A 25067-nucleotide genomic window follows, 5' to 3' on the forward strand; every position below is an offset into this window, starting at 1 on the left:
TACTCGAGAAACAACTGTTAGGCCACTGAATTAAATTTAACTCAGTGGCTTTTTTGTGTCTAAGTATTTAATCGATTTGCGATAATGTCTTGAACCACTGAAGGGTCTGCTAATGTAGATGTATCGCCCAAGTCTTGTATCTCATTTGCAGCCACTTTACGTAATATTCTACGCATAATTTTGCCTGAGCGGGTTTTAGGTAAGCCTGGTGCCCATTGAATAAAATCTGGTTTTGCAAATGGCCCAATCTCTTTTCTGACTAAGTCTATTAATTCTTGCTTAAGTGCTTCGCTTGGTTCTATGCCAACCATGGTAGTGACGTAGCAGTAAATAGCCTGGCCTTTTATGTCATGTGAGCAGCCCACTACTGCCGATTCAGCCACAGACTCATGTAAAACTAAGGCACTTTCTATCTCTGCAGTCCCTAAACGATGTCCTGAAATATTTAGTACGTCATCGACGCGGCCAGTAATCCAGTAATAGCCGTCTTTATCACGACGACATCCGTCACCACTAAAGTAATAACCTGGAAATTGTGAAAAGTATGTGTCAATAAATCTTTTGTGATCACCATAGACTGATCTCATTTGACCAGGCCACGGAAATTTCATGGCTAAATTGCCTTGGCATTCTCCACTTAGCTCATTACCTTCATCATCAAGAATGACGGCTTGAACACCAAAGAAAGGTAATGTGGCTGAACCAGGTTTAAGATCAGTGGCGCCTGGTATCGGCGTTATTAAATGGCCACCTGTTTCAGTCTGCCACCATGTATCAACAATAGGGCAATTACCGTTGCCAATTTTGTAGTAATACCATTTCCATGCTTCAGGATTGATCGGCTCTCCAACTGTGCCTAATAAACGTAAGCTGCTGCGCTTAGTTTTTTCAACAAATTCATCGCCAAGAGCCATTAATGCACGAATTGCGGTGGGTGCGGTATAAAATGATTTCACTTGATGTTTGTCTATCACTTGCCAGAAACGACTACCATCAGGGTAATTGGGCACGCCTTCAAACATCAGTGTCTTAGCACCATTACATAATGGCCCATATAAAATATAAGTATGTCCTGTCACCCAACCAACATCAGCGCTACACCAATACACTTCGTTATCTTTATAATCAAAAACGTATTTATGTGTAATCGCTGCATATAATAGATACCCGCCTGTAGTATGTAATACGCCTTTAGGTTTTCCTGTAGAGCCTGATGTATAAAGAATGAATAATGGATCTTCAGCATTCATTGGTTCTGGTGCACATTCATTGCTTTCAGCAGCGGTAATTTCGTGGTACCAACAATCTCTATTTTCTATCCAAGCAGTTTCATTGCCAGTGCGCCTGATTACTACAACAGTATTTACATTGGGGCATTCTTGTAATGCTTGATCAGTATTAGCTTTAAGTGGAATGGTTTTGCCGCCACGTACTCCTTGGTCGGCAGTAATTACAACACGGCAATCAGAATCTAAGATTCTGTCGCGAAGAGCATCTGGAGAAAATCCACCAAATACAACTGAATGAACGGCACCGATTCGTGTGCATGCAAGCATGGCGATTGCTGCTTCAGGAACCATAGGCATATAGATGCAAACACGGTCGCCTTTCTTTACGCCACGTGACTTTAAGGCATTAGAGAATTTACATACTTCAGCATGCAACTCTGTATAAGTGATAGATTTATCATCATTGGGATCATCGCCTTCCCAAATAATGGCTGTTTGATTCGCACGAGTTTTTAAATGACGATCAATACAATTATAGGAGACATTAAGAGTGGCTCCTTCAAACCAACGTATATGTCCTTTGTGATAGTCCCAGTCTAAGACTGAATCCCATTTCGTGAACCAGCTGACGAACTCGTCTGCTTGCGTGGCCCAAAAACTTTCTGGGTCAGTAATAGATTGTTCATACATGGATTGATATTTTGCTGAATCAATGTGCGCCGAAGAGCTAAATGATGTAGGAACAGGGTATAGTTTATCCTCAGACATAATTAAATTTCTCCACGTATTTTCTACTAAGTATATTGTTGTCACTATACTTAAAATTTATATAAATTTGTTTTACCTAAGTCATAAATTATTGGTTTTGCTAGATAATTGAACGTATAACTGCAGAGATTAAGCTAAAATATTATTAAAATTTAATTGATATAGAATTATTATGCCTATGATATCAGAATTCTCAAATAATAAATTACCGGGTATCAACGGTGAGTATGATTGGGGTAGTGTTGCTGCTGATTATGATCAGTATATCTTGAGCCTATTTTCGCCAGATGTGTTGAATATTGCTTGTAGTGTTATTACACGCGAGCTTCAAAAAAAATTGAATTGGCTAGCTTGCTATCAAAAGAAGAAATTTGAGATGGGGTTATCGTTGCTGAAATATTATTCATAAATCCTTTACGGCTGCAATTACTTCTTCAACATGGCCATTCACTTTGACTTTGCGCCATTCTTGTCTTAGCACACCTTTTTCATCAATTAAAAACGTACTTCTTTCAATGCCCATTACTATTTTCCCGTACATGTTTTTTTTCTTTATGACATCAAATTGTTTGCATAGCTTTTCTTCGCAATCTGATAGTAGGTCAAAATCGAAGTTCAGCTTTGACTTAAAGTTTTCATGTGATTTTATACTGTCTCTGGAAATGCCTAAAATTATTGTATTAAGTTTGTTAAATTTATTTATAGAATCCCGGAAATCTTCCGTTTCTTTAGTACAGCCAGGAGTATTGTCTTTTGGATAAAAATAAAGAACAACATTGCTACCTTTGAGATCAGTTAGTTTGATTACTTTATCGCCAGTCGCATGTAATTGGAAGTTTTTAACTTTATCCCCAATATTAATTTTGGTCATCGAAATATCCTTATAAAGAATTTCGTAAGGTTATGGTATTTTTGCAAGAGTATCTCGAAGAATCATGGCTAGTTCTGGGTCAAATAGTATACGTCTAGATTCCACCATCACTTGTGTGACATCGCCACAATGGTAGCGATTCTTTTGAAATTTTTTAATGAATAGTTTTTTTTCTTGCGGAGATAATGCATTAAATCGATCGCCACCAGATTGATGGTGTAGGTTTAGACGTTGAATTTCTTGTTCGATCTCTAATTTATAATGTAAAGCAGATTGTTTGTCTTGTACGTTGCTTAGTAGTATGCGTAATTTACCATACTCTTCTGCAAAACTATTATCTGTATTTAAAAACGCAGAGGCTGACAAGGTGTTTGTCAAACAAAAAAATAAAACCAAATATAAAATCAGTGCTCTCATAAACAATGCCTAAATTATGTGCTTTGTATTATAAAGTTTAGGTATATTTTATTCTAGAAAGTTTCTTTGATGATTTTTAGTTGTACAGTGCTTAATGGTGCTTTATCCAACCGAGTATGTCGATTTCTGGTTCTGCAAGCCATGCATTTCTGCTGCATGATTTCGGAGTTAATTCTGATAGTAATGACAAGTAGTTATTACGTGACATTTTGCTTCCACCTATAGAGCTTAAATGAGGTGATGGTAATTGAGTGTCAATGACTTTGTAGCCCCATGTATCTAGATAAGCCGACAAATAAAGTAAGGCGACTTTGGATGCATCAGTCATTCTACTAAACATTGATTCTCCAAAAAATATTGTGCCTATAGATATTCCGTACACTCCGCCGATCAAATTGTTTTCTTCATCCCATACTTCAAGTGAATGTGCTTGTTTAATTTCATATAATTTAACATAGGCTTGAATCATGTCTTGTGTAATCCAAGTACTTCTTGAGTTGTTACGTGGTTCAGCGCAAGCCTTCATTACTTCTAGAAATGCTTTGTTATAAGAAATTCGCCAAGAATTATTTTTGATTTTGCGTATCAAGCTTTTATGCGCAATAAAATCCTTGGGATATAATATACCGCGCGGATTTGGAGACCACCACAATATGGGTTGGCCTTCTTCGTACCATGGAAATAAGCCTTGGTGGTATGCCCGTAAAAGTCTAGTGGGCTCCAGGTCTCCTCCAGCGGCTACTAGACCCTCAGGATCTTTTAAGGCTGATTCTGCAGGAGGGAAGGGGGCATCTTGATTATTAGGATCCAGCCAAGGTAAATTAATATCACTCATGTTTCTAGATAGCTCATCATGATTACGTATCTAATCGATATGGTGATAAGCTAAGTAATTCTTTGCATTGATTATTCATAGCATTTTGTTCGCGTTGGCAAAATGTATAAATTGGTTCCTGAAACTCTTTATTGTTAATCCAATGTGCAGACCATGTCTTGGTTGGTAAGAAGCCACGCGTTATTTTATGTTCGCCTTGTGCGCCGGGTTCAAATGTTTGCAATTTGTTTTCAATGCAATAATTAATTCCTTGGTAGAAGCATGTTTCAAAGTGCAAGCTATTGAATTCTTGTTTGCAGCCCCAAAATCGTCCATACAAAGCATCATCACTACGCAACGTAATAGCACAGGCAATATATTCTTTTTCAAGTAACGCAAACATATAAACTACATGATGTCCCATGGTCTGGCATATTTCTTTAAAGAAATTTATGTTTAATGTTGGCACGCCAGATTTTCTATCAAAAGTATCTTCATAAAATTGTTGAGCAATCTCTATTTGCTGCTCACTAGCATCATTTCCCTGAACAATATCAATGACTATATTTTGTTCGTCAACCATGCGTCTTTCTCGTTTTACTTTTTTACGTTTACGTGAAACAAAAGTTGATAAGAAGTCCTCAAAGCTTGAATAATTTTGGTTCTTCCAATGATACTGACAGCCTAGTCTTAATTGTAAGTCATTGTGACTACAGATTTGAGTATCTTCATTGTTAGTGAACAGCCAATGCATGCCACTCATTTTTAGTTTTTCAGCAACTTTAATGATTTGTCTAACCATCACTGATTTTATACTGGCATCATTGGAGAGTAAGCGTGCACCAGTGACAGGATTATAAGGCACAGAGCAAACCATTTTTGGATAATACTGCAGTCCTGCTTGTTCATAGGCAGATGCCCATGACCAATCAAAGACAAATTCACCATAAGAATTTGTTTTTATATATATAGGGCATAAACCAACAAGTTGTTTATCAGAATTTCGAACAGATAAGTGATAAGGGAACCAGCCAAAATTTTCACCTACGCACTGATGATTTTCGAGTGCAGCTAAGAATTCATAACGAATAAACGGGTCTGAGGTTCCAGAAAGCGCATTCCACTCTATAGCAGGAATTTCATTAATAGAAGGATGAAAGCAAAGCTCTAGTGCTTTGCCATCTTCATTACTCATACAACTTTAGAAGGCTAGCTTAGTCTGACTCAAGCTGGTCTAAATATTTTTCAGCATCGAGTGCTGCCATACAGCCCGTACCCGCAGAGGTGATTGCTTGTCGATATACGTGATCCATTACGTCACCCGCAGCATAAATACCTTCAACACTGGTAGCAGTAGCATTGCCTGTTAATCCACTGTTAACTTTTATGTAGCCACCTTCCATTTCAAGCTGGCCTTCAAAAATACTGGTATTTGGTTTGTGTCCAATTGCAATAAACACACCTTGAAGGTCTATATCTTGAGTAGAGTTGTCTTTTGTGCTTTTTATACGCATACCGGTGACACCAGAATCATCACCCAACACTTCGTCTAGCGTATTATTCCAGGCAATAGTGACATTGCCATTCTTTTCGCGCTCAAATAACTTGTCTTGAAGTATCTTCTCGGAACGCAAACTGTCTCTTCTGTGAACAAGCGTGACACTTGATGCAATATTCGATAAATATAGCGCTTCTTCAACAGCAGTATTCCCACCACCAATAACGGCAACATCTTGTTGCTTATAGAAAAAACCATCACAGGTAGCACAAGCTGATACGCCTTTACCTTTGTAGGCTTCTTCGGACTCTAAACCTAAGTACATGGCAGAAGCGCCTGTGGCAATAATTAATGCGTCACAAGTATAGGAGCCATTGATATCACCATTTAGCTTATAAGGCTTCTGACTGAAATCGACGGATTGAATATGATCGAAGATTACCTGGGTTCCATAGCGCTCGACATGTGCCAACATTCGCTGCATAAGGTCAGGTCCTTGCAAGCCCTCTACATCACCTGGCCAGTTATCCACTTCTGTTGTGGTCATTAATTGACCGCCTTGTTCTAAGCCTGTAATGATTACTGGATTCAGGTTTGCACGTGCTGCATAAACACCGGCGGTATAACCCGCGGGACCGGAACCTAATATAATTAGTTTGTGGTGTTGGCTGTCGCTCATTGACGTTAAATCTCCATGTGTTTGTAAGAAGACACCTAATTGGCTCGATATCTTACGTAGCTCTTAAAGTGGGGGCAAATGTTGCTAAATTCAAATCTGAGTTAATTTTTCATCTGAATTGCTTTAAATTTATACTTGACAAGAATGAATAAAAAATCAATGATTTACATACTATTCTTGACCTACATACTTAAAAAGTGGCACAAGCAACATTTAAAAAATCAAAACGTACGTCAGAGTATCGACTAAATTTAAGTCACGGCCTTCGTGAAAGTGCCTTTGTGGTCCTTGTTGCGGTAGGAGTGTACTTATTACTGGCGCTAGTTAGCTTTGATCGCACTGACCCAGGATGGTCTGTGAGTGGATCAGGCAGTGAGATCGCCAATATGGGTGGCTCGGCAGGTGCATTTTTTGCTGACTTGTTTTTGTTCTTATTTGGTTATTTAGCTTATTTGGCACCGCTAATGGTGGCCTACAGTGGATGGTTGCTATATCGTGAAGTCAACGACAAAGGTCAAGTGGATTGTCATATCCTAGGAATTCGCTGGGGCGGATTCGTTCTTACACTTATAGCTGGCTGTGGTCTATCATCATTACACTTTGATCAAGGATTCCTTCCTTCGGATGCGGGTGGACTATTAGGTAATTTGGTCGCCAGTGCATTTGTATTAGCATTTAGCTATATCGGTACGACATTATTATTGTTGGCTTTGTTTTTTGCGGGGATCACTATTTTTACCAGTTTGTCTTGGTTGAAGGTGATAGATAGCACAGGCAAGATAACGGTGCTGATTTATGAATATCTTTGGAGACAAATAGGCATTTTAATTGAGATGTATCGTGCACATCGTGCGAATGCAGATATCAGCGCAGAAGCTGAACTACTGCGACCGGTTAAAAAGAAGCCCCTCATAGCTAAGTCACGCAGAAAACCTCGCATTGAGCCAACCATTGGACAAGCACCTGTCAGCGAGCGAGTACAAAGAGAAAAACAAATTCCGTTATTTGAAGGTAAATCTTCAGGCGAATTACCGCCATTGACAATGCTAGATCCTGCCCAAGAACAAACAACAGGTTATTCTGATAAGGCATTAGAAGCATTATCTCGTCAGGTTGAGTTGAAGCTATTAGATTTTGGTATTGAGGCGGAAGTCAGTGACGTGCATCCTGGCCCTATTGTGACGCGTTTTGAGTTGCTACTGGCCCCGGGATTAAAAGTCAGTAAAGTAACTGCACTGGCCAAAGATCTTGCACGTGCATTATCAGTGGTGAGTGTTCGTATAGTGGAAGTGATTCCAGGGAAGCCATCGGTAGGTTTAGAAATTCCTAACGAACAAAGAGAAATGATTAGTCTAAGTGAGATTTTGCAATCGAGCGAATACGATGAAGCTCAATCTCCTCTTACCTTAGGCTTAGGCAAAGATATTAGTGGTCATCCTATTGTGGTGAATTTAGCTGCCATGCCACATTTGCTTGTTGCAGGTACCACCGGTTCGGGCAAGTCGGTAGGTGTTAACGCCATGCTGCTAAGCCTTCTATATAAGGCATCACCAGAAGATGTCCGATTAATTTTGATTGACCCTAAAATGCTTGAATTAAGTGTTTATGAAGGCATTCCTCATTTGTTAACACCGGTTGTCACAGACATGAAAGAAGCGTCCAATGCATTGCGTTGGTGTGTCGCTGAGATGGAACGCCGTTATAAGCTTATGTCGGCATTAGGTGTGCGTAACCTTGCTGGTTATAACTCAAAAGTTGAAGACGCTGAAAGTAAAGGTGAACCAATCTTAGATCCGTTATTTAATCCAAATGATCAACTGTCTGAAAATGCTTGTGCTCAAGAATTAACTAAGCTTCCTGTTATCGTGATTGTGGTTGATGAGTTTGCCGATATGATGATGGTAGTTGGCAAGAAAGTTGAGGAACTAATTGCACGATTAGCACAAAAAGCACGTGCAGCTGGAATACATTTAGTGCTTGCGACACAGCGTCCATCGGTAGATGTGATCACCGGTCTAATAAAAGCTAATATTCCAACACGCATTGCTTTTCAGGTGTCCTCAAAAGTCGATTCAAGAACCATACTTGATCAAATGGGCGCAGAACAGTTACTGGGACACGGAGATATGTTGTATCTGCCGCCAGGCACCTCTATTCCAGAACGTGTGCATGGTGCATTTGTATCGGATCAAGAAGTGCATAAAGTATGTAATTATTTGCGTGATAAGAGCGAACCAAACTATCTTGAAGAAATTATTCAGGATCCAAGTGCGGGTGCAGAAGCGATTCCTGGCTTAGAGCCGCTTCATAATGCAGGAGATGATTACGATCCACTCTACGATCAAGCGGTTGCAATTGTGACCGAAACACGCAAAGCTTCTATTTCGTATGTGCAAAGACGTTTAAAAGTCGGTTATAACCGAGCTGCACGAATGATAGAAGAAATGGAAAACAGTGGAGTTGTTTCTCAAGTACAATCAAATGGTACGCGCGAAGTGTTAGCACCTCCTGCGCCGAACTAATTAGAGCTATACCGTTCTAAATTAAACATTTTTCTTTTAGTTAAACCTTATGCGCCATAGCAGCATTATTGTCCTATTGACCTGTTTTATCTTGGCTTCCACGCAAAGCTTTGCTCAATCCACTGAGGAAAAACTCTATCAATCAATAAAAACCCTATCTAGCCTAAAAGCGAACTTTTTTCAGCAGGTGGTCGATTCAGAGGGTGAAGTAATTCAAGAGGCAAAAGGGATTTTTGAGTTAAAAAAACCAGGAAGATTTCGTTGGCATTATGACCCACCGTATTCTCAACAAATTATTGCTGATGGTAAAAACTTATGGTTGTTTGATTTGGAACTAGCACAAGCCACTGTGCAGCCAATCGAGCAAGCACTTGGCAGTGCGCCAATAATCTTGCTTACAGACTTAAAACCATTGTCAGATGAATTTGAGATACGTGATATGCCTGAGTCATTTGGACTGGAGTGGGTTGCATTAGCACCAAAAATCCAAGACACTGAATTTTATCGTGTTGATATTGGTTTAGACGGTAATGTTATTCGTGAAATGAGATTGCATGATCATTTTGACCAGAAAACCATCATTCGTTTTTCAGATATTGATACAGTGGCTAACTTACCAGATTCGCGATTTATATTTTCTATCCCTGATGGTGTTGATGTGATTGGTACGGCGCGCTAACGTAGCGCTATGTCATCGAATACAGACTTATTCTCAAACACAGACGAACATTACCGCCCGCTAGCTGATCGAATGCGTCCGCGCAGCATGGATGAATTTGTAGGTCAGACTCATCTTCTTAAGCAGAACTCACCTTTGAGAGCGGCAATCGATTCGGGACGACCCCATTCTATGGTGTTGTGGGGACCGCCAGGTACGGGCAAAACCACTATTGCTCATTTGATCTCTATTCATTGTAAAGTCCCATTTATATCGCTTTCAGCGGTACTCAGTGGTGTTAAGGAAATTAGAGCTGCAATCGATCAAGCCAAACAATATCAAGCAGAGCAATATCCCACGACAGTGTTATTTGTTGATGAGGTACACCGCTTTAACAAATCGCAGCAAGATGCATTCTTACCCCATATAGAAAATGGTACTGTTTGTTTTATTGGTGCAACCACTGAAAATCCGTCGTTTGAATTAAACAATGCATTATTATCGCGTATGCGTACCTATGTGCTGAAGCGCTTGGAAGTAAATGACATTTGTGATTGTATTCAAGATGCATTGACTGACTCAGAGCGAGGGCTGGCAGAACAAAAAATTGAAATTGATGCTGCTCATATTGAAACCTTGGCAATGGCTGCAGATGGAGATGCCAGAAGAGCGTTAACATTGTTAGAAGTGGCTAGTGACTTAGCTAAAGAAAATGACAATAGTAAAGTCATTGACAAAGAAGTCATCGAGCAAGTTACACAATCAAGTTTGCGGCGCTTTGATAATAAAGGTGAGTATTTCTACGACTTGATTTCTGCTCTACATAAATCCGTACGTGGGACAGATCCTGATGCTGCACTATATTGGTATTGTCGAATGTTAGATGGCGGCTGTGATCCTATATATATTGCGCGCAGAGTAGTGCGTATTGCTTCTGAAGATATTGGAAATGCTGACCCCCGATGTTTGCAACTAGCATTAAATGCGTGGGATACATTCACTCGTCTAGGTAGTCCAGAAGGTGAGTTAGCTATCGCGCAGGCGATTGTATTTTTAGCTTGTGCTCCAAAAAGTAATGCAGTTTATATGGCTTATAACCAAGCTATGAGAGATGCTAAGGACAAAGGGACTTTGGAGGTGCCTATGCATCTGCGTAATGCGCCAACCAAACTGATGAAAGATTTGGATTATGGTAAAGATTATCGATACGCTCACAATGAAGAAGGTGGATTCGCAAGTGGAGAAAACTACTTTCCAGATGAGCTTTATGGTACAAGGTATTACTCTCCAGTCGAGCGTGGTTTAGAGATTAAAATTAAAGAGATGTTGCAAAGATTGCGCACTAAATGTTAACAGAATCGAAGGTAAAAATATGTCAGATGAGCTTAAGCTTTCAAAGGAATTAATCGACAATGTAATGAACGTGGTCATGGCTGTTGATGGCCGCGCTAAAGACCCTTTCGTAGGAAGTCAGTACTTAACGGCCATTGTTGGTTATGTGGTTGGAACATCATCAATCCCTAGCCAAGAGAAAAAAGAAATTATGGATGAGTTGAGCTCATTTATGCATCATGTTTACCAGGATGTATCTCAGCCACAGCAACAACAGCCTCAGTCGGCACCTGTTGCGCCTCCGGGCAGTGCCTTTGGTATTTGGAAGCCTGGTGACTCTTAAATATCTGCATTGATCTTATTGGTTCAGTCAGTATAATTTTCGCTTAGCTAACCAAATCAGTGCTTAAACAACAGAAAAGGGTATAAAGATGGATGAAGAAGCAATTAAAACGATCATTACAGTGGTAATTATGTCGATCCCAATTGTAATTATTTCTGTTGCGGTGATGGATAGATTTCTATTCTGAACGTATAGAAATGCTAATAAAAAAGCCGCATTTTATGCGGCTTTTTTATTTATAATACAATAAGTTAATATAAACTTATAAAGTAAAATCTAATCTCTTCTAAGTCGGTCTGATACAGCAATTGGAGTGGGGAATCTTAGTACTACTAGATAAGAAGAAAGCACGAAAGTAATAATAGTTGATACATGAATTAAGTATGCGGCTTTCTCACCAATTACACTAACATTTAGCGCTAACGCACCCAATAAAATTGAGAATTCACTTAATTGACCGATTCGATAGCCAATCTCATTGGCTACTTTAGGGTCTTCCTGCCCCAGCTTGGTAAGCAAAATTCTGAAAGTAATTGGTTTAATCAGCATAGCTAAGCCAGCAATAATTAAAGCAGGCAGGATTACTTGAGAAAGAATTTCAAGTTGGAAACTGGCGCCTATTGCAAAAAAGAAAATAATCAAAAAGAAATCGCGTAAAGGTTTCAAGCTTTCAGCAATAAATAAAGCAATAGGGCTGGTTGCGATGGATACACCGGCTATGAATGCACCAATCTCATGTGATAGCCCAACCCACGAGGCTAATTGTGAAATACCTAAGCACCAGCCAATAGCTACCAGGAAAACATACTCTAATATTTTGTCGAATTTTCTGAAGAGGTAGGATAATACGTACTTAGAGAAATAGAAGGTAAAGGCAATCAATATGGGTAAAGAAATGACCAGCATGAGTAAATCATTGGCGCCTGCTTGACTAGTGTCTGCTCGTGAGTGAAGAAGTAACAACATAATGATGGCGATTAAATCTTGTAGTAATAAAATGCTCACAATAACTTCACCAGTATGTCGATGATGCAAAACAGTTGTAGGTAATAACTTAAGACCAATAATAGTGCTTGAGAAAACCATGCTTCCTGCAATGACTACACATTCAATAGGCTTGAAACCCAATGCATAAGCAGCCACATAGCCCACAAAGGCAAAAACAGCTGAAGATACCAGCGTTAATAAAGTGGCATCTTTAAGTAAGCTAACTAATTTGTTCGGATTTAAACTGAGACCTAAGAGGAATAATAAAAACATAATGCCAATATCTGCGACTTGCTGAATAAAATCATGATTCTCAACAACACCAAGTGCAGATGGTCCTAATAAAACACCTAATGCTATGTAGGCAATTAATAATGTTTGTCGTGCATACAATGCAAGTGTTGCAAAAACCGCTGCACCCGAAAATATTATAAATATTGTGAAAATAATTTCGTCAGAATGATTCATTTAATTCGCAACCTCGATTAAATCTAACCAATGCATAACAGGAATTGGTGAGTTTTTTTGTAAATGTAAGATGCAACCAATATTGGCGGTTGCAATGATGTCGGGGTTAGATTTTTTAATGTCTAAAATTTTATTGCTACGTAATTTGTTGGAGAGGGCAGATTGCAAAATTGAATAAGTACCTGCCGAACCACAGCATAAATGTTTGTCTTTAAAGTTTTTAATCTCATAACCGGCATTACGTAAGATTGGCTCGACAACATCTACCACTTTTTGGTCATGCTGTAATGTGCATGGGGGATGGAATGCAATGGTTGATTTTGTATCAAGTTTTGCAATAAATTTTTGTTGAGCAAAAAATTCGCTTGCATCTTTAGTTATTTGGGTGATGACACGAGCTTTGTCTGCATAATCGCTGTCATGTGCAAGTAGGCGTTGATAATCTTTAACCATGCTTCCGCAACCGCTAGCGCTCATAATAATAGTACTGTAACCGTTTTCTATCATCGGCCACCAATGATCAATGTTTTGCTTAATAGTGTCTAAAGCTTTTTCGCTTTGACTATTGTGATGTTGAATTGCACCGCAACAAGAAACACTTTTTAGAGAAACTGACTCAATATTTAAACTGTGCAACAAATGGCTTAAGGTTTGGTTGATTTCAGGTGAGATAACAGATTGTACGCAACCATCTAGTAAAATAACTTTGTCTGAAGGATTATCAGTAGATGGATTGTTTCGTGAAGTATTGTTTGTTGTTGGTGTTATGCCAATTAAGCTGGCAAACCAATAAATTGGCTTAAAGCGGGCAGGGTAAGGAAGTATTGTACAAAGCCCCCAACGTTTGAAAGCCGATATTGTGTTACGAAGATTGCTTCGTTCTGCTGAATGTCTACCTATTTCTACTAATTCACCATAATTGACACCTGATGGGCAAGTGGTTTCACAGCTCAGGCAAGTTAGACAATTGTCTAAGTGATTGAGCGTGCTAGTCGTAGTTTGGTTGCCTTCTAACATCTCTTTTATTAAATATATACGGCCACGCGGTCCATCTAGCTCATCACCTGTAATTTGATACGTAGGACATGTTGCATTGCAAAATCCGCAATGCACACATTTGCGTAATATTTCATCAGCACGCTTGCCTCTGGGAGTGGATAATAATTCTTGGGAAAGTTTGGTTTGCATTGCTAACACCAAGAATACATGCGACCAGGATTTAATATCCTTTTGGGATCAAATGCTGTTTTTAAATTTAAATGTAGTTTCTGTATATTTGGATTAATGCTTGCTAAGCAATCTTTAGTTTTTGAATTGGTTTTAAATAAGGTGGCCTGCGCTTTCATTTTTTTGCAGAGATTTATAATTTGTTGTGTATTTTCATTCGATTTGATCCAGCGAAGGCCGCCATTCCACTCTAAGCATGATTCGCCATTGATAGGTAAACCAGGTGTGGTGTTGGGAATGATGATTCTCCACAAAGGTTTTTCTGTTCGAAAAAAGTCTGTTTGATGATTTTTTAGGTCATTCCAGAATTTCTCGCTATTTTCAATGATCTGTCCGCCTATTTCTTGATGAGCTTTCTTGGTGGTGCTTTCAAGCCCAGCAATTCGAATGTATAAAACTTCATTATTGAAATACGTAGCGCTAATAGGCAGTTGCGTTTGAGTCCACGCATTCATGTTTTCTAATGCTTCGCGTTGATTGATTTCAATTGCAATGGTGATTTCGCTATGTGGTTTTGGAGAAACTCTAAGTGATATTTGCGTTAACACGCCTAAAGTACCAAATGCGCCGCACATTAATCTGGATGCGTCATAGCCGGCAACATTTTTCATCACTTGTCCTCCAAATTCTAAATACTCACCTTTGCCATTAACAATGTTTACACCAAGAACACAGTCTCGCATCGAGCTTGCATAGGCTCTGCGTGGACCAGATAAAGCACAAGCCACTGTTCCACCTAATGTTGCACTTGGGCTGAAATGAGGGGGCTCGAACGGCAACATTTGATTATTGGCTTCTAGAATTTCTTCAATCTCAGAGAGTAAAGTTCCATTGCGCGCAGTGATGTATAATTCTGAGGGTTCGTAATCGACTATGCCAATATGTTTAGATACATCTAGTGTATTTGCAGATATTTTATTGCCATAAAAACTTTTACTATTGCCTCCTAGTATTTGCAAGGCCTCTTGTGTGGCATTTGCTTCTTCTATAACAGCGCTTAATGTTTGAATATAGTCAGATTCAGACATATCTAAAAACGTGGTAAATCTTTGAAAGGCATTTCTCCGTGATGAACATGCATTTTGCCGAATTCTGCACAACGCTGTAATGTTGGTATGACTTTTCCAGGATTGAGTAAATGCGTCGGGTCAAATGATTCTTTAATGCGTTCAAACTGATTAAGTTCTTCACGTTTGAATTGCACGCACATCTGATTTAGCTTTTCGATGCCTACACCATGCTCACCGGTGATTGTTCCACCAACACTGACACATAATTCTAAAATCTTTCCACCAATCTGTTCGGCTTTTTCTAATTCACCAAGGTTGTTAGCGTCATACATGATCAGTGGGTGTAAATTGCCGTCTCCAGCATGGAAAACATTTGCAACTGCTAAGCCAATTTCTTTTGAGTAATTCGAAATCTCACTTAGCACATGAGCTAAATGTTTGCGCGGAATCGTGCCATCCATACATAGGTAATCGGGAGTGAGTTGGCCTATTGCTGGAAATGCTGATTTGCGACCTTTCCAAAATAATTCTTGTTCATCAGCATCTTCAGCTTTATGCACAGATACCGCATTAGCTAAATTACATTGTTCAGTGACCTGATCTATTTCCCATTGCAAAGAATCACCATAGCCATCTAGCTCGCATAACAATATTGCCGCTGCATCAGTTGGATAGCCTGCATGACAAAAATTTTCCGCAGCACTAATAATGGCGTTATCCATCATTTCTAAACCCGCAGGTATGACGCCACCGGCAATAATTGCTGCAACTGCATTACCTGCATCTTCGACTTTGTTAAAAGCTGCGAGAATAACTTCCTTGTTAGTTGGTTTAGGGAGCAATTTCACTTTGGCCTCTACCATGATTGCCAGCATGCCTTCCGAGCCAGTTAATAACGCAAGGATGTCATAACCTGGATTCTCGTAGCACTCACTCCCGATAGTGATTAGTTCTCCATCAATTGTAACAAAAGTGATTTCTAGTAAATTGTGTACTGTGAGTCCGTATTTTAAACAATGAACCCCGCCAGAATTTTCTGCTATGTTGCCGCCAATTGTGCAAGCAATCTGCGAAGAAGGGTCGGGTGCATAATAGAGGCCAAATTCAGAGGCGGCATCTGAAATGGCTAAATTACGAACACCTGGCCCTACGTGGGCATATTGAAGCTCATGATTAATTTCTAATATCTCATTGAGCTTGGATAAATTGAGTAGAATCCCGTTGGAAATTGGGTGTGCACCACCTGATAAACCAGTACCTGCGCCTCGTGTAACAATTGGAATACTTTCTGATTGGCAAGTTTTTATAATATCGATTACTTGTTGTGTCGTTTCAGGCAATAATACTGCTAGTGGTAATGATTTGTAGGCAGTGTATCCATCGCACTCATACGGACGCAATGTTTCCGTTGATGTGAGTATATTATTCTTTGGCAAACAGTCAGAAAATAAGGTAGGAATTTCGCTTCTATTAGGCATATGCTTATAGCTTATTACATCCTGTGTGAATTGTTGTTTGAGAATACCTTAATTAACCTCAACGTGGCTATACAATGATATTAGTTTGGATTGCATTAGGCGGTGGAGTAGGTTCTGTACTCAGATATTTGCTCTATACAAGAGTTGATCAGCTGCATGGATATACCTTTCCTCTCGGGATACTCACTGTAAATCTTATTGGCTCTTTTCTCATGGGATTTTTGGCGTGGGCCTTTACTAGTCATATCACACTAGCTGAAGAGCATCGTGCAGCTATTTTGGTTGGCTTGCTTGGCGGCTTTACGACTTTTTCAACTTTTTCACATGATACTTTGCAACACTTTATCCAAGGAGAGTATGCGGCAGTAATACTGAATATTGTGTTAAGTGTAGTTCTCTGTATTATTTCCGCCGGAGCAGGGTTGCTAATGGCCCGATCATTGTTAACTTAATATTAAAAATTTATATGTTAGACCCTAAATTATTGCGTTCTGATTTAGAAAATGTTTCTAAACATTTACAGAAAAAAGGCTTTGAACTAGACCATGCTTTATTTTCTAATTTAGAGGAGCAGCGCAAAAGCTTACAAGTTGAAACTCAAGAATTACAGAGTGTACGCAATCAGCGTTCTAAAGAAATTGGAGCCGCCAAAGGGCGAGGAGAAGATATTGCTCCATTGAAAGCCGAAATGGATGAGCTGGCTAAAACACTTAAAGAAAAAGAACAACAATTAAATGAACTCCAGTCTCAGTTGCAAAACTGGTTGATGGGCATTCCAAACATTCCTCATGAGTCTGTTCCTCCAGGGAAAACCGAAGAAGACAATAAAATTGAACGGGTCTGGGGTGAGCCTACTCAATTAAGTTTTGAGCCAAAAGATCATGTTGATTTAGGTGAGGGTTTGCAGCAACTCGATTTTGAGACTGGTGCTAAAATCACTGGATCGCGTTTTGTGGTATTGCATCATGATATTGCTAAGCTACATCGTGCGTTAATTCAATTCATGTTAGATATGCATACAAAAGCGCATGGGTACACTGAAGTATATGTCCCGTTTATGGTGAATTCTGATAGTTTGCGTGGCACTGGGCAGTTACCAAAATTTAAAGAAGACTTATTTAAAATAGAAACTGATAGTGACTACTATTTAATTCCAACTGCTGAAGTGCCTGTTACTAATATATGGCGCAATGAGATTGCTAATATTGAGAAGCTACCTATTAAATATGTGTGTCATACACCCTGCTTCAGGTCTGAAGCAGGGTCTTATGGTAAAGATACACGGGGCCTGATTCGGCAACACCAATTTGAAAAAGTAGAACTTGTTCAGTTGGTTCATCCAGACAATTCATGGCAGACATTGGAGGAATTAACAGGTCATGCTGAGGCAGTTTTACAGACTTTGGAATTACCGTATCGTCTAGTTACATTATGTGGTGGTGATTTGGGTTTTTCGGCAGCAAAAACCTATGATTTAGAAGTTTGGTTGCCTGCACAAAATTGCTACCGCGAAATTTCATCATGCAGTAACTTTTTAGATTTTCAGGCACGTCGCATGAAAGCAAGATGGAAAGATAAAGACAGCAAACCGCAGTTGCTACATACACTTAATGGGTCGGGTCTCGCTGTTGGTAGAACTTTAGTTGCTATCTTAGAAAATTATCAGAATGAAGATGGGTCAGTTCGTATTCCTAAAGCGCTGGTGAGTTATATGGGAGGCATCACCGAGCTCAAAGTTGCAGATTAGCTTGCAAAAATAAAAAAAGCCTGCACGGGTTGGGGCGCGCAGGCTTTAAACTCATACTAGGTACGAGTTTTGGGGACTCGATATTATTGAATGCTTATTAGACAAATATATCGGTTTACACGTAGAAAATCATAACATTTTTAACATTAACATAAAAATATATATCTGTTAACAAATGTAAAACACTGTAATACATACTGATAATTGTATAAACAAACTAATTAGTTGTTTCTTGTTCATGTTTTGTCTTATACGAGTATAAGTTCATGTTATAAATACATTTCAAAGTACAGTAAGTCATGCAAAAAGTCGTTGAACTCAAACAACATTTTCCATATCCAGGCAAAGTAGAGTGGATAGGTGTACGTTCTCATAGAGAGGCTGAGATTGGGCAAATCTCTTCCGTTAAGGCAGTCACAGATCATGGTTTAGAGGGCGATAAAGCCGGAAAACGTTCTGGTGGGAAACGTCAAGTTACATTATTTCAAGCCGAATACATAAATGTCATTCGTTCATTGATGCCGAATAGCAACATAAACTTAGCTGATTTGCGGCGAAATATTGCCGTATCAGGAATCAACCTTAACGCGCTAAAAGATTGCACAATATTGGTTGGCGAGGCTAATTTAGAAGTGACTGGATATTGCCACCCTTGCAGTAAATTAGAATCTCAACTTGGCACAGGTGTATTTAATGCGTTACGTGGGCACGGCGGAATTACTGCTAAAGTGACTAAAGGTGGCCTAATTAACCTTGGAGATGAGATTCAGGTATTAAAGTTTGGTTAATCTCTATTTACTAAGCTTTTCCAAGCTAACCAGCACCACGCGATGATAAAAGATGTCCCTCCAAATGGAGTAATCATACCTAACCAAGTGATACCTGTAGTGCTTAAAACATACAAGCTTCCGCAAAACAATATTATGCCAAGATTCATCAATCCGGCAATATTTGAATAATTAGCTTGTGGGTTATTTTTAGCGATTAAGCCAACGAGAATTAGGCCTAAAGCATGCCAGAAATGAAAATCTGCAGCAGTATTAAAGACCTGAATGCTGCGCTCATCTATATGTTTTTCAAGACCATGTGCAGCAAATGCCCCTAATGTTATGGCTAACGCGGCATTGAAACTACCGACAGAAATTATTACATTGTGTTTCATTAAATTATTATTGCTTAAAAATAGGAGAGTATAGTGCCTACATTTGATATTGTCTCTGAAGTTGACACTCACGAATTATCTAATGCTATCGATCAAGCGAATCGGGAGATAGGTAATCGTTTCGACTTTAAAGGTAGCAATGCCAAAATCACACTGAAAGAGAATGTGGTTTCATTAGAGGCTGAAGTGGAGTTTCAGATTAAACAAATCTATGATGTTGTCACGCAAAAAATGGCAAAGCGTGGGATTGATCTAGAATGTGTTACTAAGGGTAAGCTGGTAGAAGCGAATAAACGTGCTACTCAAGACGTGGTGATTAATCAGGGTATTAATTCAGAAATCGCTAAAAAAATTACCAAACTAATAAAAGAAAGTAAGCTGAAAGTTCAATCGCAAATTCAAGGTGAAAAAGTGCGTGTTACAGGGAAAAAGAGGGACGATTTGCAGCAGGCTATGCAACTTTTGCGAGAACAGAGTTTAGGTGTGCCTTTGCAGTTTGATAATTTCAGAGATTAAACTTTATTGGCTGACTAGCCAGATAAGTAGCATAACAAATCCAATTACACCCAGTAATGGAAGTAATACTGCACTCCAATCGCCAGACTCAGCTTTGGGGCTGTTAAAAAACATCTGTTTGGCACGAGGAAATAGAAACACTAGCATTAAAACTAAAAATATTGCGCTGGCGATTTGCATTCCATCCATATTGTTTTTCCTTGTAAATAAAAAAGCCCGCTGAAATATTTCAGCGGGCTTTTTTTTAAGTTTTAGTACTCTTTAGTCATCACCGCCAAAGATACCTAATATGTGTAATAAGCTAACAAATATATTGTAAAGACTTAAATACAAAGAAACAGTTGCATTAATGTAATTTGTTTCTCCGCCATTAATAATACGGCTAGTATCGAACAGAATGAATCCACTCATTATTAGTATAATTGCAGAAGATAGTGCTAATGATAAAGCGGGAATCTGTAAGAAAATGTTTGCAACCATTGCAAGTACAGCAATGATTAGTCCGACCATCAAGAATCCACCCATGAAGCTAAAGTCACGCTTAGTAGTAAGCACGTAACCTGAAAGAGCAAGGAATATAATGCCTGTGCCACCTAGTGATGTAGCAATTAATTCAGGACCATTAGATAAAGAAAGGTAGTAATTTAATATTGGACCGAGGCCAAATCCTAATAAACCAGTTATGGCAAATACCACTCCAATGCCTGCCGCTGAGTTAGCTGTTCGTGGTAATACCAGCCAGATTAAACCTAGCGCGCCAAAAGAACAAACTAATGACACCATGTGGCTAACCTGGAGCATCATAGAAATGCCGGCAGTCAAGGCGCTAAATAATAGTGTGAAGGAAAGCAGGAAATAAGTATTTCTAAGTACCTTATTGATACTTACTGCTGATGTCGTCGAAACCGATGGATTGTAATTGTTCATGCAAAAGCCTCAATATAGATTTAAGTTAATTATTAGGTAAAAGTATATAAAACTAGTGCCTAGTTTACTACTTATGCAACAAGTTATCGGCAATAGTTTGATTATATCCACTAATATAGTGACGAAATCTTTAAAATCAAGTTATAGCTAATCCACATGTTTTTTATAGATTTATCAGCGATCGCTATATTTTGTAGTAATTGCTCAAAAATCTATAAGACTCAATTTAAAGCTGTTAGATCATCAGAAATAAACGAGGTTTTTGTATCTTCAATTCTCATACTTCTTATGCTGAATTTTATATGGCTAGTATGCTAACTAAAGTTTTTTAATCAACCTTCAGGATTAATTCTAATAATCTTGATTAATACTTCTAACGTCATTAAGTCATGCAGAATATGAAATCAATTTTTTGATGAGTAAGTGTTTAACTGGTCATTAATAAAATGACTAAATATTTTAATAAGCTTCTAGATATATACCCTGAACAGTGTTTCATACAATGACTCGTCAAAATACATTTAATTTATCCTTAAAGTTGTATTTTATAAATTTAGCTCTTATGAATCAGTCAGATATGAGCTTACCCATATATATTGGTCGATTTATGTGCGGATAGTGTTACTTAGCTATAGTGTTAAATGCATTGCATCAAATAACGGTAGCCCATGATGAAGGGTTATGGTAAAAAGCGTCTTCCCATTAGTAATACTAGATTATGCGCTCAGTAATCAGTAGCTTACTCATGTTACATGGACCAGATACGGAGAGGTGGCAGAGTGGTCGAATGCGGCGGTCTTGAAAAGCGAGAGCCGAAATGATAAGTCACTATTTCAAGCTTTAATATCAATATATTAATCACATCCGATAGTGGTCGTCATTAGATAACTACAGTTAAATACCGTCACAAACAGTAAGATAAATTTATGTCTTGGCACAAATTTGGCACAAATCTGAAAATTGAAAACGAAGCCTAGGATGGGGGGTAGGGGGCAAAAACGTTCCTATGTTTTTCATGAAATTGGGGCCCCATGTCTCAAAATCCGTAAAATTTTTTTGAAATTTAAAACCTATTATTAATGACTGCATTCGGTGCAATAGCGGTCATTAACGGTTGAGCTAACGGGCGACTGCATTAGCAGGCGTCCAGTTGAGTGACTTGTTATATGGCATGATTTTAACGTTTTGCATATGAATGGAAAATATAGAAAACACCAACGACTAAAAACGATAAGCCTATAAGGCTATATATGCCGAATATGTAATATTCTTGAGGACTGCCAGCTATACTGTTTATTAAAATAAATAAAACTCCTAATACAATTGAAAATTTCCCCATTTGGTTTTCTTTTGTCTTAATTTTGGTGGCACTTATTGATTTTCTGTTTTTCAGTAATGTAACGATAATCCACGCACCATAAACAATTGATGCAACTCCTAGCAACTCAGCAAAAAGACCAGCTTTATAATAAATACCCTTGTTACCAACTTCATGTGAGTAGATTGTCATAATGCCTATAAATATCATCAGAAATCCAAATACATGTAAGAGCGTATTACTTTCCTTCATTTATTGATTTGCCACATAATGGTTGAGCTAACGGGCGAGCGCATCTAGCGCGAGTCCGTAGTAGAGCGACTTGTTAGGCGTTACTTTGATTAGCATAGATAATTAAAGCCTCGTTGGCTGAAGATGCGGTAGTTTGATAAATTAATGAATAGCCTTTAGACAGCAAAGCTTTTTCTCTCCATTTGTTAGCTACAGCAGGGTAATAAATAAAATAAGCGGCAACCAAGTAAAGCAGGGTTAAGTATGCTCCTGTATTTGGATAGAACTCATTTATGAAACCTAAAATTGGCAACGGTAGTGCTAATAAAACGTATTTAAATAGTGTCCCATTAACTATTGCCCAAAAAATTTGAAGAATTAATGCAAATAAATTGTAGCCTTGAGGCACAGCCTCAAGAGACTCATAGAATTCAAATACTTTATAATTTCTATTTAGCATTTGTGACACCTAACAGTTAATAAGCGGACTGCTTCGATCCGTATATCATTATTAGAGCTTACCAATAGTGTTGCTCAAGTTATTGATAACCATAACAGTTGCATGATGTTGATGAAATATAGAAATCAGCAAATGCGGACCCCGTTATCATTTTTTACTCAATGTCCGCTAAGGGTCGCTAAAAGTCATTAAAGAAGTCTCTTGAATATATAGTCTGCTATCGGCGCAATAGCGGTCATTCGACGACCTTATTAACAAGCGCTGCCCAATCATTTCCACTACAAGATGACTTTCTAATTAAGAGCTTCTTTTTTTCATCAGGATGCTGGTAATAAAGTCGACCATCATTTACTGAAAATTCTACACTTGATTGTAAGTCCAACCTAATATTGTAAATGAAGATCACATTAAACAAGATAAGTTGAGTGGCTGTAATTTTAAAGTAAGGGAAATATAAGAATCTAATAGTCAAATATAAACACAAAAACATACTTATCAAATACCAGATTTTTAGATTCTCTTGAGTGTTTGGTGAAAAATAAGAAGCGGCTTGCCAAGCTAGCGCCAGACCAAGAATAATTCCATATTTAGAATTGTATTTAGCCGTCATTCGTAATATTGATTATCAAATATTGAGTCGCCTACCGGCGCAATAGCAGACATTTATTGTCTTTTATCATTGATAGTAACGCCAGCTTCTTTAGACAGTAACAGTATTTCAGGAAGTGCCGCTTTGACCAAGTCATTAGCCCTAATGATTTTGTCCTGACCTGAATATAGATTGAATTTAATTTCCAAATCTTTTTCTTTAGAAGATGACCTAGATGTTATCTCAAGAGTATATATTTCTTCGAATTCTATACGGTAGTCATGATTACCAAAAAATATGCTGTTCGGACTCAATACAAGCAGTTCATTATTCTTAAATATAGTAAATGCCATTACGAGACCTAAACCCAAGAACATCCATGTTTCTAAGCATCTATAAGTAAAAAGATTATTCATTGAAGACCAGCAACTATGCTTTATTAACTTAACTAACGAGATCAAAATCAGAATGCATCCAGCTATTGTAAGCGTTGGTAAGATCCATTCTGCATGACTGAAAATTACAAGGTCATTCTCTGCAGTTCTGTCTACAAAATATTTTAAGAGCATTCTGAAGAAGTGAAGTTAGTGATAAATTTAGACACACTCATTTCATTAAAATTAAAACTTAGTCGGCTTTCGGCGCAATAGCGGTCATTATAAAAATAATATAATTACTTACCATAAGAAACTAAATCCTCTTCTACCAATTCCTTTCAAGAAAAAATGAATTGCACAACCCCACCAAAAAATAGTTATACCAATAAAAAAAGGAGGAAAATCAAACAAACATCCCAGAGGAGATGAGCCTCGACCAGGCATAGATATACAAAAATCTCCCGTTTTAAAAAACGAATCAACTACCATATATGTATATGCACTAGCAGTAAATAAAGACGCAAGCAGGTCAGACCAGATTAATTTTTGACTTTTACTCTTCATTTCTCATTTTTTAGTTGCCCACTACTATCAACAACATAATCATCGGAACCTGTCATATAATTTTAAATTTCTAAACAATGTCAGCATTCGGCGCATTAGCGGTCATTAGTAAGTTATGCCTCTATTGCCGTTGATGCATTTGCATGATTGAGTGATTTAAATGCATTTTCTAATTCAGTAAATGTTGTGCTTTTCATTTTTACTACGAACCTCAGTTTGTAAAAATATAATCGCCTTACTTGAAGTATAAGCTCTCCTTGATCCTCATTCATAATTATTCTATTTACTGGTGATTTCCCCCAAGTAAAGCTAGCCAGTCCTTTAGTTCTGCATGCTTCAATAGTGTTCTCTATTTCTTGCTCAGTTATTGGAATTGTAGAGATATACTGTATGGGTGCTTTAGCTCCTGGCTTTGTTGCATAAATATATAAGCCTTTTTCTTTGGTTGGTTGATTTATTTTGGTGACGATTGCGGTTGTTACTTGAATAAAATTCCAGTTATCTCCTAGAGTCATCTTAGATAGACGATTTATAGTTCTATATTTATGTACTTTAGAAGCAATTACCGCAATAGATACATATATAAATAAGATAAACAATAAAAAAGAAACAAATTTAAATGCTATTTCCATATAGAATAATATCTTCTTCCGGCGCAATAGCGGTCATTTCTGTTTAAATGCGCCAACAGTATAGTAGGCACCCAAAATGAAAAAAACCAATGCAACAGGGTTTTTATGTTTGTGCAAATAAAGAGTAGCGTGTGTATGCTCATTGCCTGGAATTTTCCCAGTGTTATATATGCCAACGCTTAATAAGATAAATAGTAATCCCCATAATAATCTCATACTGGCATGTTTATTTGTCTTCATAAT

Annotated in this window: 29 protein-coding genes; 9 read left to right on the forward strand and 20 right to left on the reverse strand. The window is 38.2% G+C overall.

Features of this window, described 5'->3' with window-relative positions:
• Window positions 1-59: 59 nt before the first annotated feature.
• Window positions 60-1997 carry an acetate--CoA ligase gene (gene acs / locus R8G33_02405; GenBank protein MDW3094505.1) on the reverse strand — a complete coding sequence of 646 codons (1938 nt, stop codon included), beginning with the start codon at window positions 1995-1997 and terminating at the stop codon, window positions 60-62.
• 172 nt (window positions 1998-2169) lie between these two features.
• On the opposite strand from acs, the gene R8G33_02410 reads away from it, so the two are divergent.
• Window positions 2170-2406 carry a hypothetical protein gene (locus tag R8G33_02410; GenBank protein MDW3094506.1) on the forward strand — a complete coding sequence of 79 codons (237 nt, stop codon included), beginning with the start codon at window positions 2170-2172 and terminating at the stop codon, window positions 2404-2406.
• On the opposite strand, the gene R8G33_02415 is transcribed toward R8G33_02410, so the two are convergent.
• The 5 genes from R8G33_02415 to trxB all read right to left on the reverse strand — a co-directional run bounded on the left by R8G33_02415 (window position 2401) and on the right by trxB (window position 6276).
• Window positions 2401-2868 (reverse strand): peroxiredoxin, encoded by a 468-nt coding sequence (locus R8G33_02415; GenBank protein MDW3094507.1) that lies wholly within the window; start codon window positions 2866-2868, stop codon window positions 2401-2403. The two genes, R8G33_02410 and R8G33_02415, sit on opposite strands and share 6 nt — an antisense overlap.
• A gap of 30 nt (window positions 2869-2898) precedes the next feature.
• Window positions 2899-3285 (reverse strand): hypothetical protein, encoded by a 387-nt coding sequence (locus R8G33_02420; GenBank protein MDW3094508.1) that lies wholly within the window; start codon window positions 3283-3285, stop codon window positions 2899-2901.
• A 91-nt stretch (window positions 3286-3376) separates the two neighbouring features.
• On the reverse strand, window positions 3377-4120 hold the full coding sequence (gene aat / locus R8G33_02425; GenBank protein ID MDW3094509.1) for a leucyl/phenylalanyl-tRNA--protein transferase: 744 nt from the start codon (window positions 4118-4120) through the stop codon (window positions 3377-3379).
• Between the two features lie 22 nt (window positions 4121-4142).
• Window positions 4143-5294 (reverse strand): GNAT family N-acetyltransferase, encoded by a 1152-nt coding sequence (locus R8G33_02430; protein ID MDW3094510.1) that lies wholly within the window; start codon window positions 5292-5294, stop codon window positions 4143-4145.
• Between the two features lie 19 nt (window positions 5295-5313).
• Window positions 5314-6276 carry a thioredoxin-disulfide reductase gene (gene trxB, locus R8G33_02435; protein ID MDW3094511.1) on the reverse strand — a complete coding sequence of 321 codons (963 nt, stop codon included), beginning with the start codon at window positions 6274-6276 and terminating at the stop codon, window positions 5314-5316.
• A 197-nt stretch (window positions 6277-6473) separates the two neighbouring features.
• Here trxB and R8G33_02440 point away from each other — a divergent pair, with 197 nt between their 5' ends.
• The 4 genes from R8G33_02440 to R8G33_02455 are packed head-to-tail and all read left to right on the forward strand — an operon-like array spanning window position 6474 to window position 11131.
• Window positions 6474-8798 (forward strand): DNA translocase FtsK 4TM domain-containing protein, encoded by a 2325-nt coding sequence (locus tag R8G33_02440; protein MDW3094512.1) that lies wholly within the window; start codon window positions 6474-6476, stop codon window positions 8796-8798.
• 49 nt (window positions 8799-8847) lie between these two features.
• On the forward strand, window positions 8848-9477 hold the full coding sequence (lolA, locus tag R8G33_02445) for an outer membrane lipoprotein chaperone LolA (GenBank protein MDW3094513.1): 630 nt from the start codon (window positions 8848-8850) through the stop codon (window positions 9475-9477).
• 9 nt (window positions 9478-9486) lie between these two features.
• Window positions 9487-10809: a replication-associated recombination protein A gene (locus R8G33_02450; protein ID MDW3094514.1), complete on the forward strand. Its 1323-nt coding sequence runs from the start codon at window positions 9487-9489 to the stop codon at window positions 10807-10809.
• A 19-nt stretch (window positions 10810-10828) separates the two neighbouring features.
• A complete protein-coding gene (locus R8G33_02455) occupies window positions 10829-11131 on the forward strand; it encodes a hypothetical protein (protein ID MDW3094515.1) in 303 nt (100 codons plus the stop codon).
• A 276-nt stretch (window positions 11132-11407) separates the two neighbouring features.
• On the opposite strand, the gene R8G33_02460 is transcribed toward R8G33_02455, so the two are convergent.
• From R8G33_02460 to R8G33_02475, 4 genes are read right to left on the reverse strand one after another with little or no spacing between them, the layout of a single operon-like run.
• Window positions 11408-12586 carry a cation:proton antiporter gene (locus R8G33_02460; GenBank protein ID MDW3094516.1) on the reverse strand — a complete coding sequence of 393 codons (1179 nt, stop codon included), beginning with the start codon at window positions 12584-12586 and terminating at the stop codon, window positions 11408-11410.
• Complete coding sequence (gene glcF / locus R8G33_02465) at window positions 12587-13774, reverse strand: glycolate oxidase subunit GlcF (GenBank protein ID MDW3094517.1); 1188 nt, start codon at window positions 13772-13774, stop codon at window positions 12587-12589.
• Window positions 13775-13776: 2 nt separating this feature from the next.
• Complete coding sequence (glcE, locus tag R8G33_02470; GenBank protein MDW3094518.1) at window positions 13777-14841, reverse strand: glycolate oxidase subunit GlcE; 1065 nt, start codon at window positions 14839-14841, stop codon at window positions 13777-13779.
• A gap of 2 nt (window positions 14842-14843) precedes the next feature.
• The gene (locus R8G33_02475; GenBank protein ID MDW3094519.1) at window positions 14844-16301 is read right to left on the reverse strand and encodes an FAD-linked oxidase C-terminal domain-containing protein; all 1458 of its coding nucleotides are present in this window, start codon (window positions 16299-16301) and stop codon (window positions 14844-14846) included.
• 74 nt (window positions 16302-16375) lie between these two features.
• Here R8G33_02475 and crcB point away from each other — a divergent pair, with 74 nt between their 5' ends.
• From crcB to R8G33_02490, 3 genes are all read left to right on the forward strand, one after another.
• Window positions 16376-16753: a fluoride efflux transporter CrcB gene (crcB, locus tag R8G33_02480; protein ID MDW3094520.1), complete on the forward strand. Its 378-nt coding sequence runs from the start codon at window positions 16376-16378 to the stop codon at window positions 16751-16753.
• Between the two features lie 14 nt (window positions 16754-16767).
• Window positions 16768-18048, forward strand: a complete 1281-nt coding sequence (serS, locus tag R8G33_02485; GenBank protein MDW3094521.1) for a serine--tRNA ligase — start codon at window positions 16768-16770, stop codon at window positions 18046-18048.
• A gap of 299 nt (window positions 18049-18347) precedes the next feature.
• Window positions 18348-18836 carry an MOSC domain-containing protein gene (locus R8G33_02490; protein MDW3094522.1) on the forward strand — a complete coding sequence of 163 codons (489 nt, stop codon included), beginning with the start codon at window positions 18348-18350 and terminating at the stop codon, window positions 18834-18836.
• Here the strand turns inward: R8G33_02490 and R8G33_02495 are convergent.
• On the reverse strand, window positions 18833-19210 hold the full coding sequence (locus R8G33_02495; GenBank protein MDW3094523.1) for a DUF423 domain-containing protein: 378 nt from the start codon (window positions 19208-19210) through the stop codon (window positions 18833-18835). The genes R8G33_02490 and R8G33_02495 overlap by 4 nt on opposite strands.
• Before the next feature lie 33 nt (window positions 19211-19243).
• Between R8G33_02495 and R8G33_02500 the strand changes: the two genes are divergently transcribed.
• Window positions 19244-19726: a YajQ family cyclic di-GMP-binding protein gene (locus R8G33_02500; protein ID MDW3094524.1), complete on the forward strand. Its 483-nt coding sequence runs from the start codon at window positions 19244-19246 to the stop codon at window positions 19724-19726.
• Window positions 19727-19729: 3 nt separating this feature from the next.
• Here the strand turns inward: R8G33_02500 and R8G33_02505 are convergent, their stop codons facing one another.
• The 9 genes from R8G33_02505 to R8G33_02545 all read right to left on the reverse strand — a co-directional run bounded on the left by R8G33_02505 (window position 19730) and on the right by R8G33_02545 (window position 25064).
• Window positions 19730-19915, reverse strand: coding sequence for a hypothetical protein (locus R8G33_02505; protein MDW3094525.1), 186 nt, complete (start codon window positions 19913-19915; stop codon window positions 19730-19732).
• 72 nt (window positions 19916-19987) lie between these two features.
• On the reverse strand, window positions 19988-20653 hold the full coding sequence (locus tag R8G33_02510; protein MDW3094526.1) for a Bax inhibitor-1/YccA family protein: 666 nt from the start codon (window positions 20651-20653) through the stop codon (window positions 19988-19990).
• A 1177-nt stretch (window positions 20654-21830) separates the two neighbouring features.
• Window positions 21831-22223 carry a hypothetical protein gene (locus tag R8G33_02515; GenBank protein MDW3094527.1) on the reverse strand — a complete coding sequence of 131 codons (393 nt, stop codon included), beginning with the start codon at window positions 22221-22223 and terminating at the stop codon, window positions 21831-21833.
• Between the two features lie 73 nt (window positions 22224-22296).
• Window positions 22297-22662, reverse strand: coding sequence for a hypothetical protein (locus R8G33_02520; protein ID MDW3094528.1), 366 nt, complete (start codon window positions 22660-22662; stop codon window positions 22297-22299).
• Between the two features lie 235 nt (window positions 22663-22897).
• A complete protein-coding gene (locus R8G33_02525; GenBank protein MDW3094529.1) occupies window positions 22898-23272 on the reverse strand; it encodes a hypothetical protein in 375 nt (124 codons plus the stop codon).
• Window positions 23273-23325: 53 nt separating this feature from the next.
• Window positions 23326-23565 carry a hypothetical protein gene (locus tag R8G33_02530; GenBank protein MDW3094530.1) on the reverse strand — a complete coding sequence of 80 codons (240 nt, stop codon included), beginning with the start codon at window positions 23563-23565 and terminating at the stop codon, window positions 23326-23328.
• A gap of 363 nt (window positions 23566-23928) precedes the next feature.
• The gene (locus R8G33_02535) at window positions 23929-24192 is read right to left on the reverse strand and encodes a hypothetical protein (protein ID MDW3094531.1); all 264 of its coding nucleotides are present in this window, start codon (window positions 24190-24192) and stop codon (window positions 23929-23931) included.
• Between the two features lie 113 nt (window positions 24193-24305).
• Entirely contained in the window at window positions 24306-24824 is a 519-nt protein-coding gene (locus R8G33_02540) for a hypothetical protein (GenBank protein ID MDW3094532.1), read from the reverse strand.
• Window positions 24825-24857: 33 nt separating this feature from the next.
• On the reverse strand, window positions 24858-25064 hold the full coding sequence (locus R8G33_02545; GenBank protein ID MDW3094533.1) for a hypothetical protein: 207 nt from the start codon (window positions 25062-25064) through the stop codon (window positions 24858-24860).
• Window positions 25065-25067 lie beyond the last annotated feature (3 nt).

The organism is Gammaproteobacteria bacterium (assembly GCA_033344735.1).
GTDB lineage: Bacteria > Pseudomonadota > Gammaproteobacteria > UBA4575 > UBA4575 > UBA1858.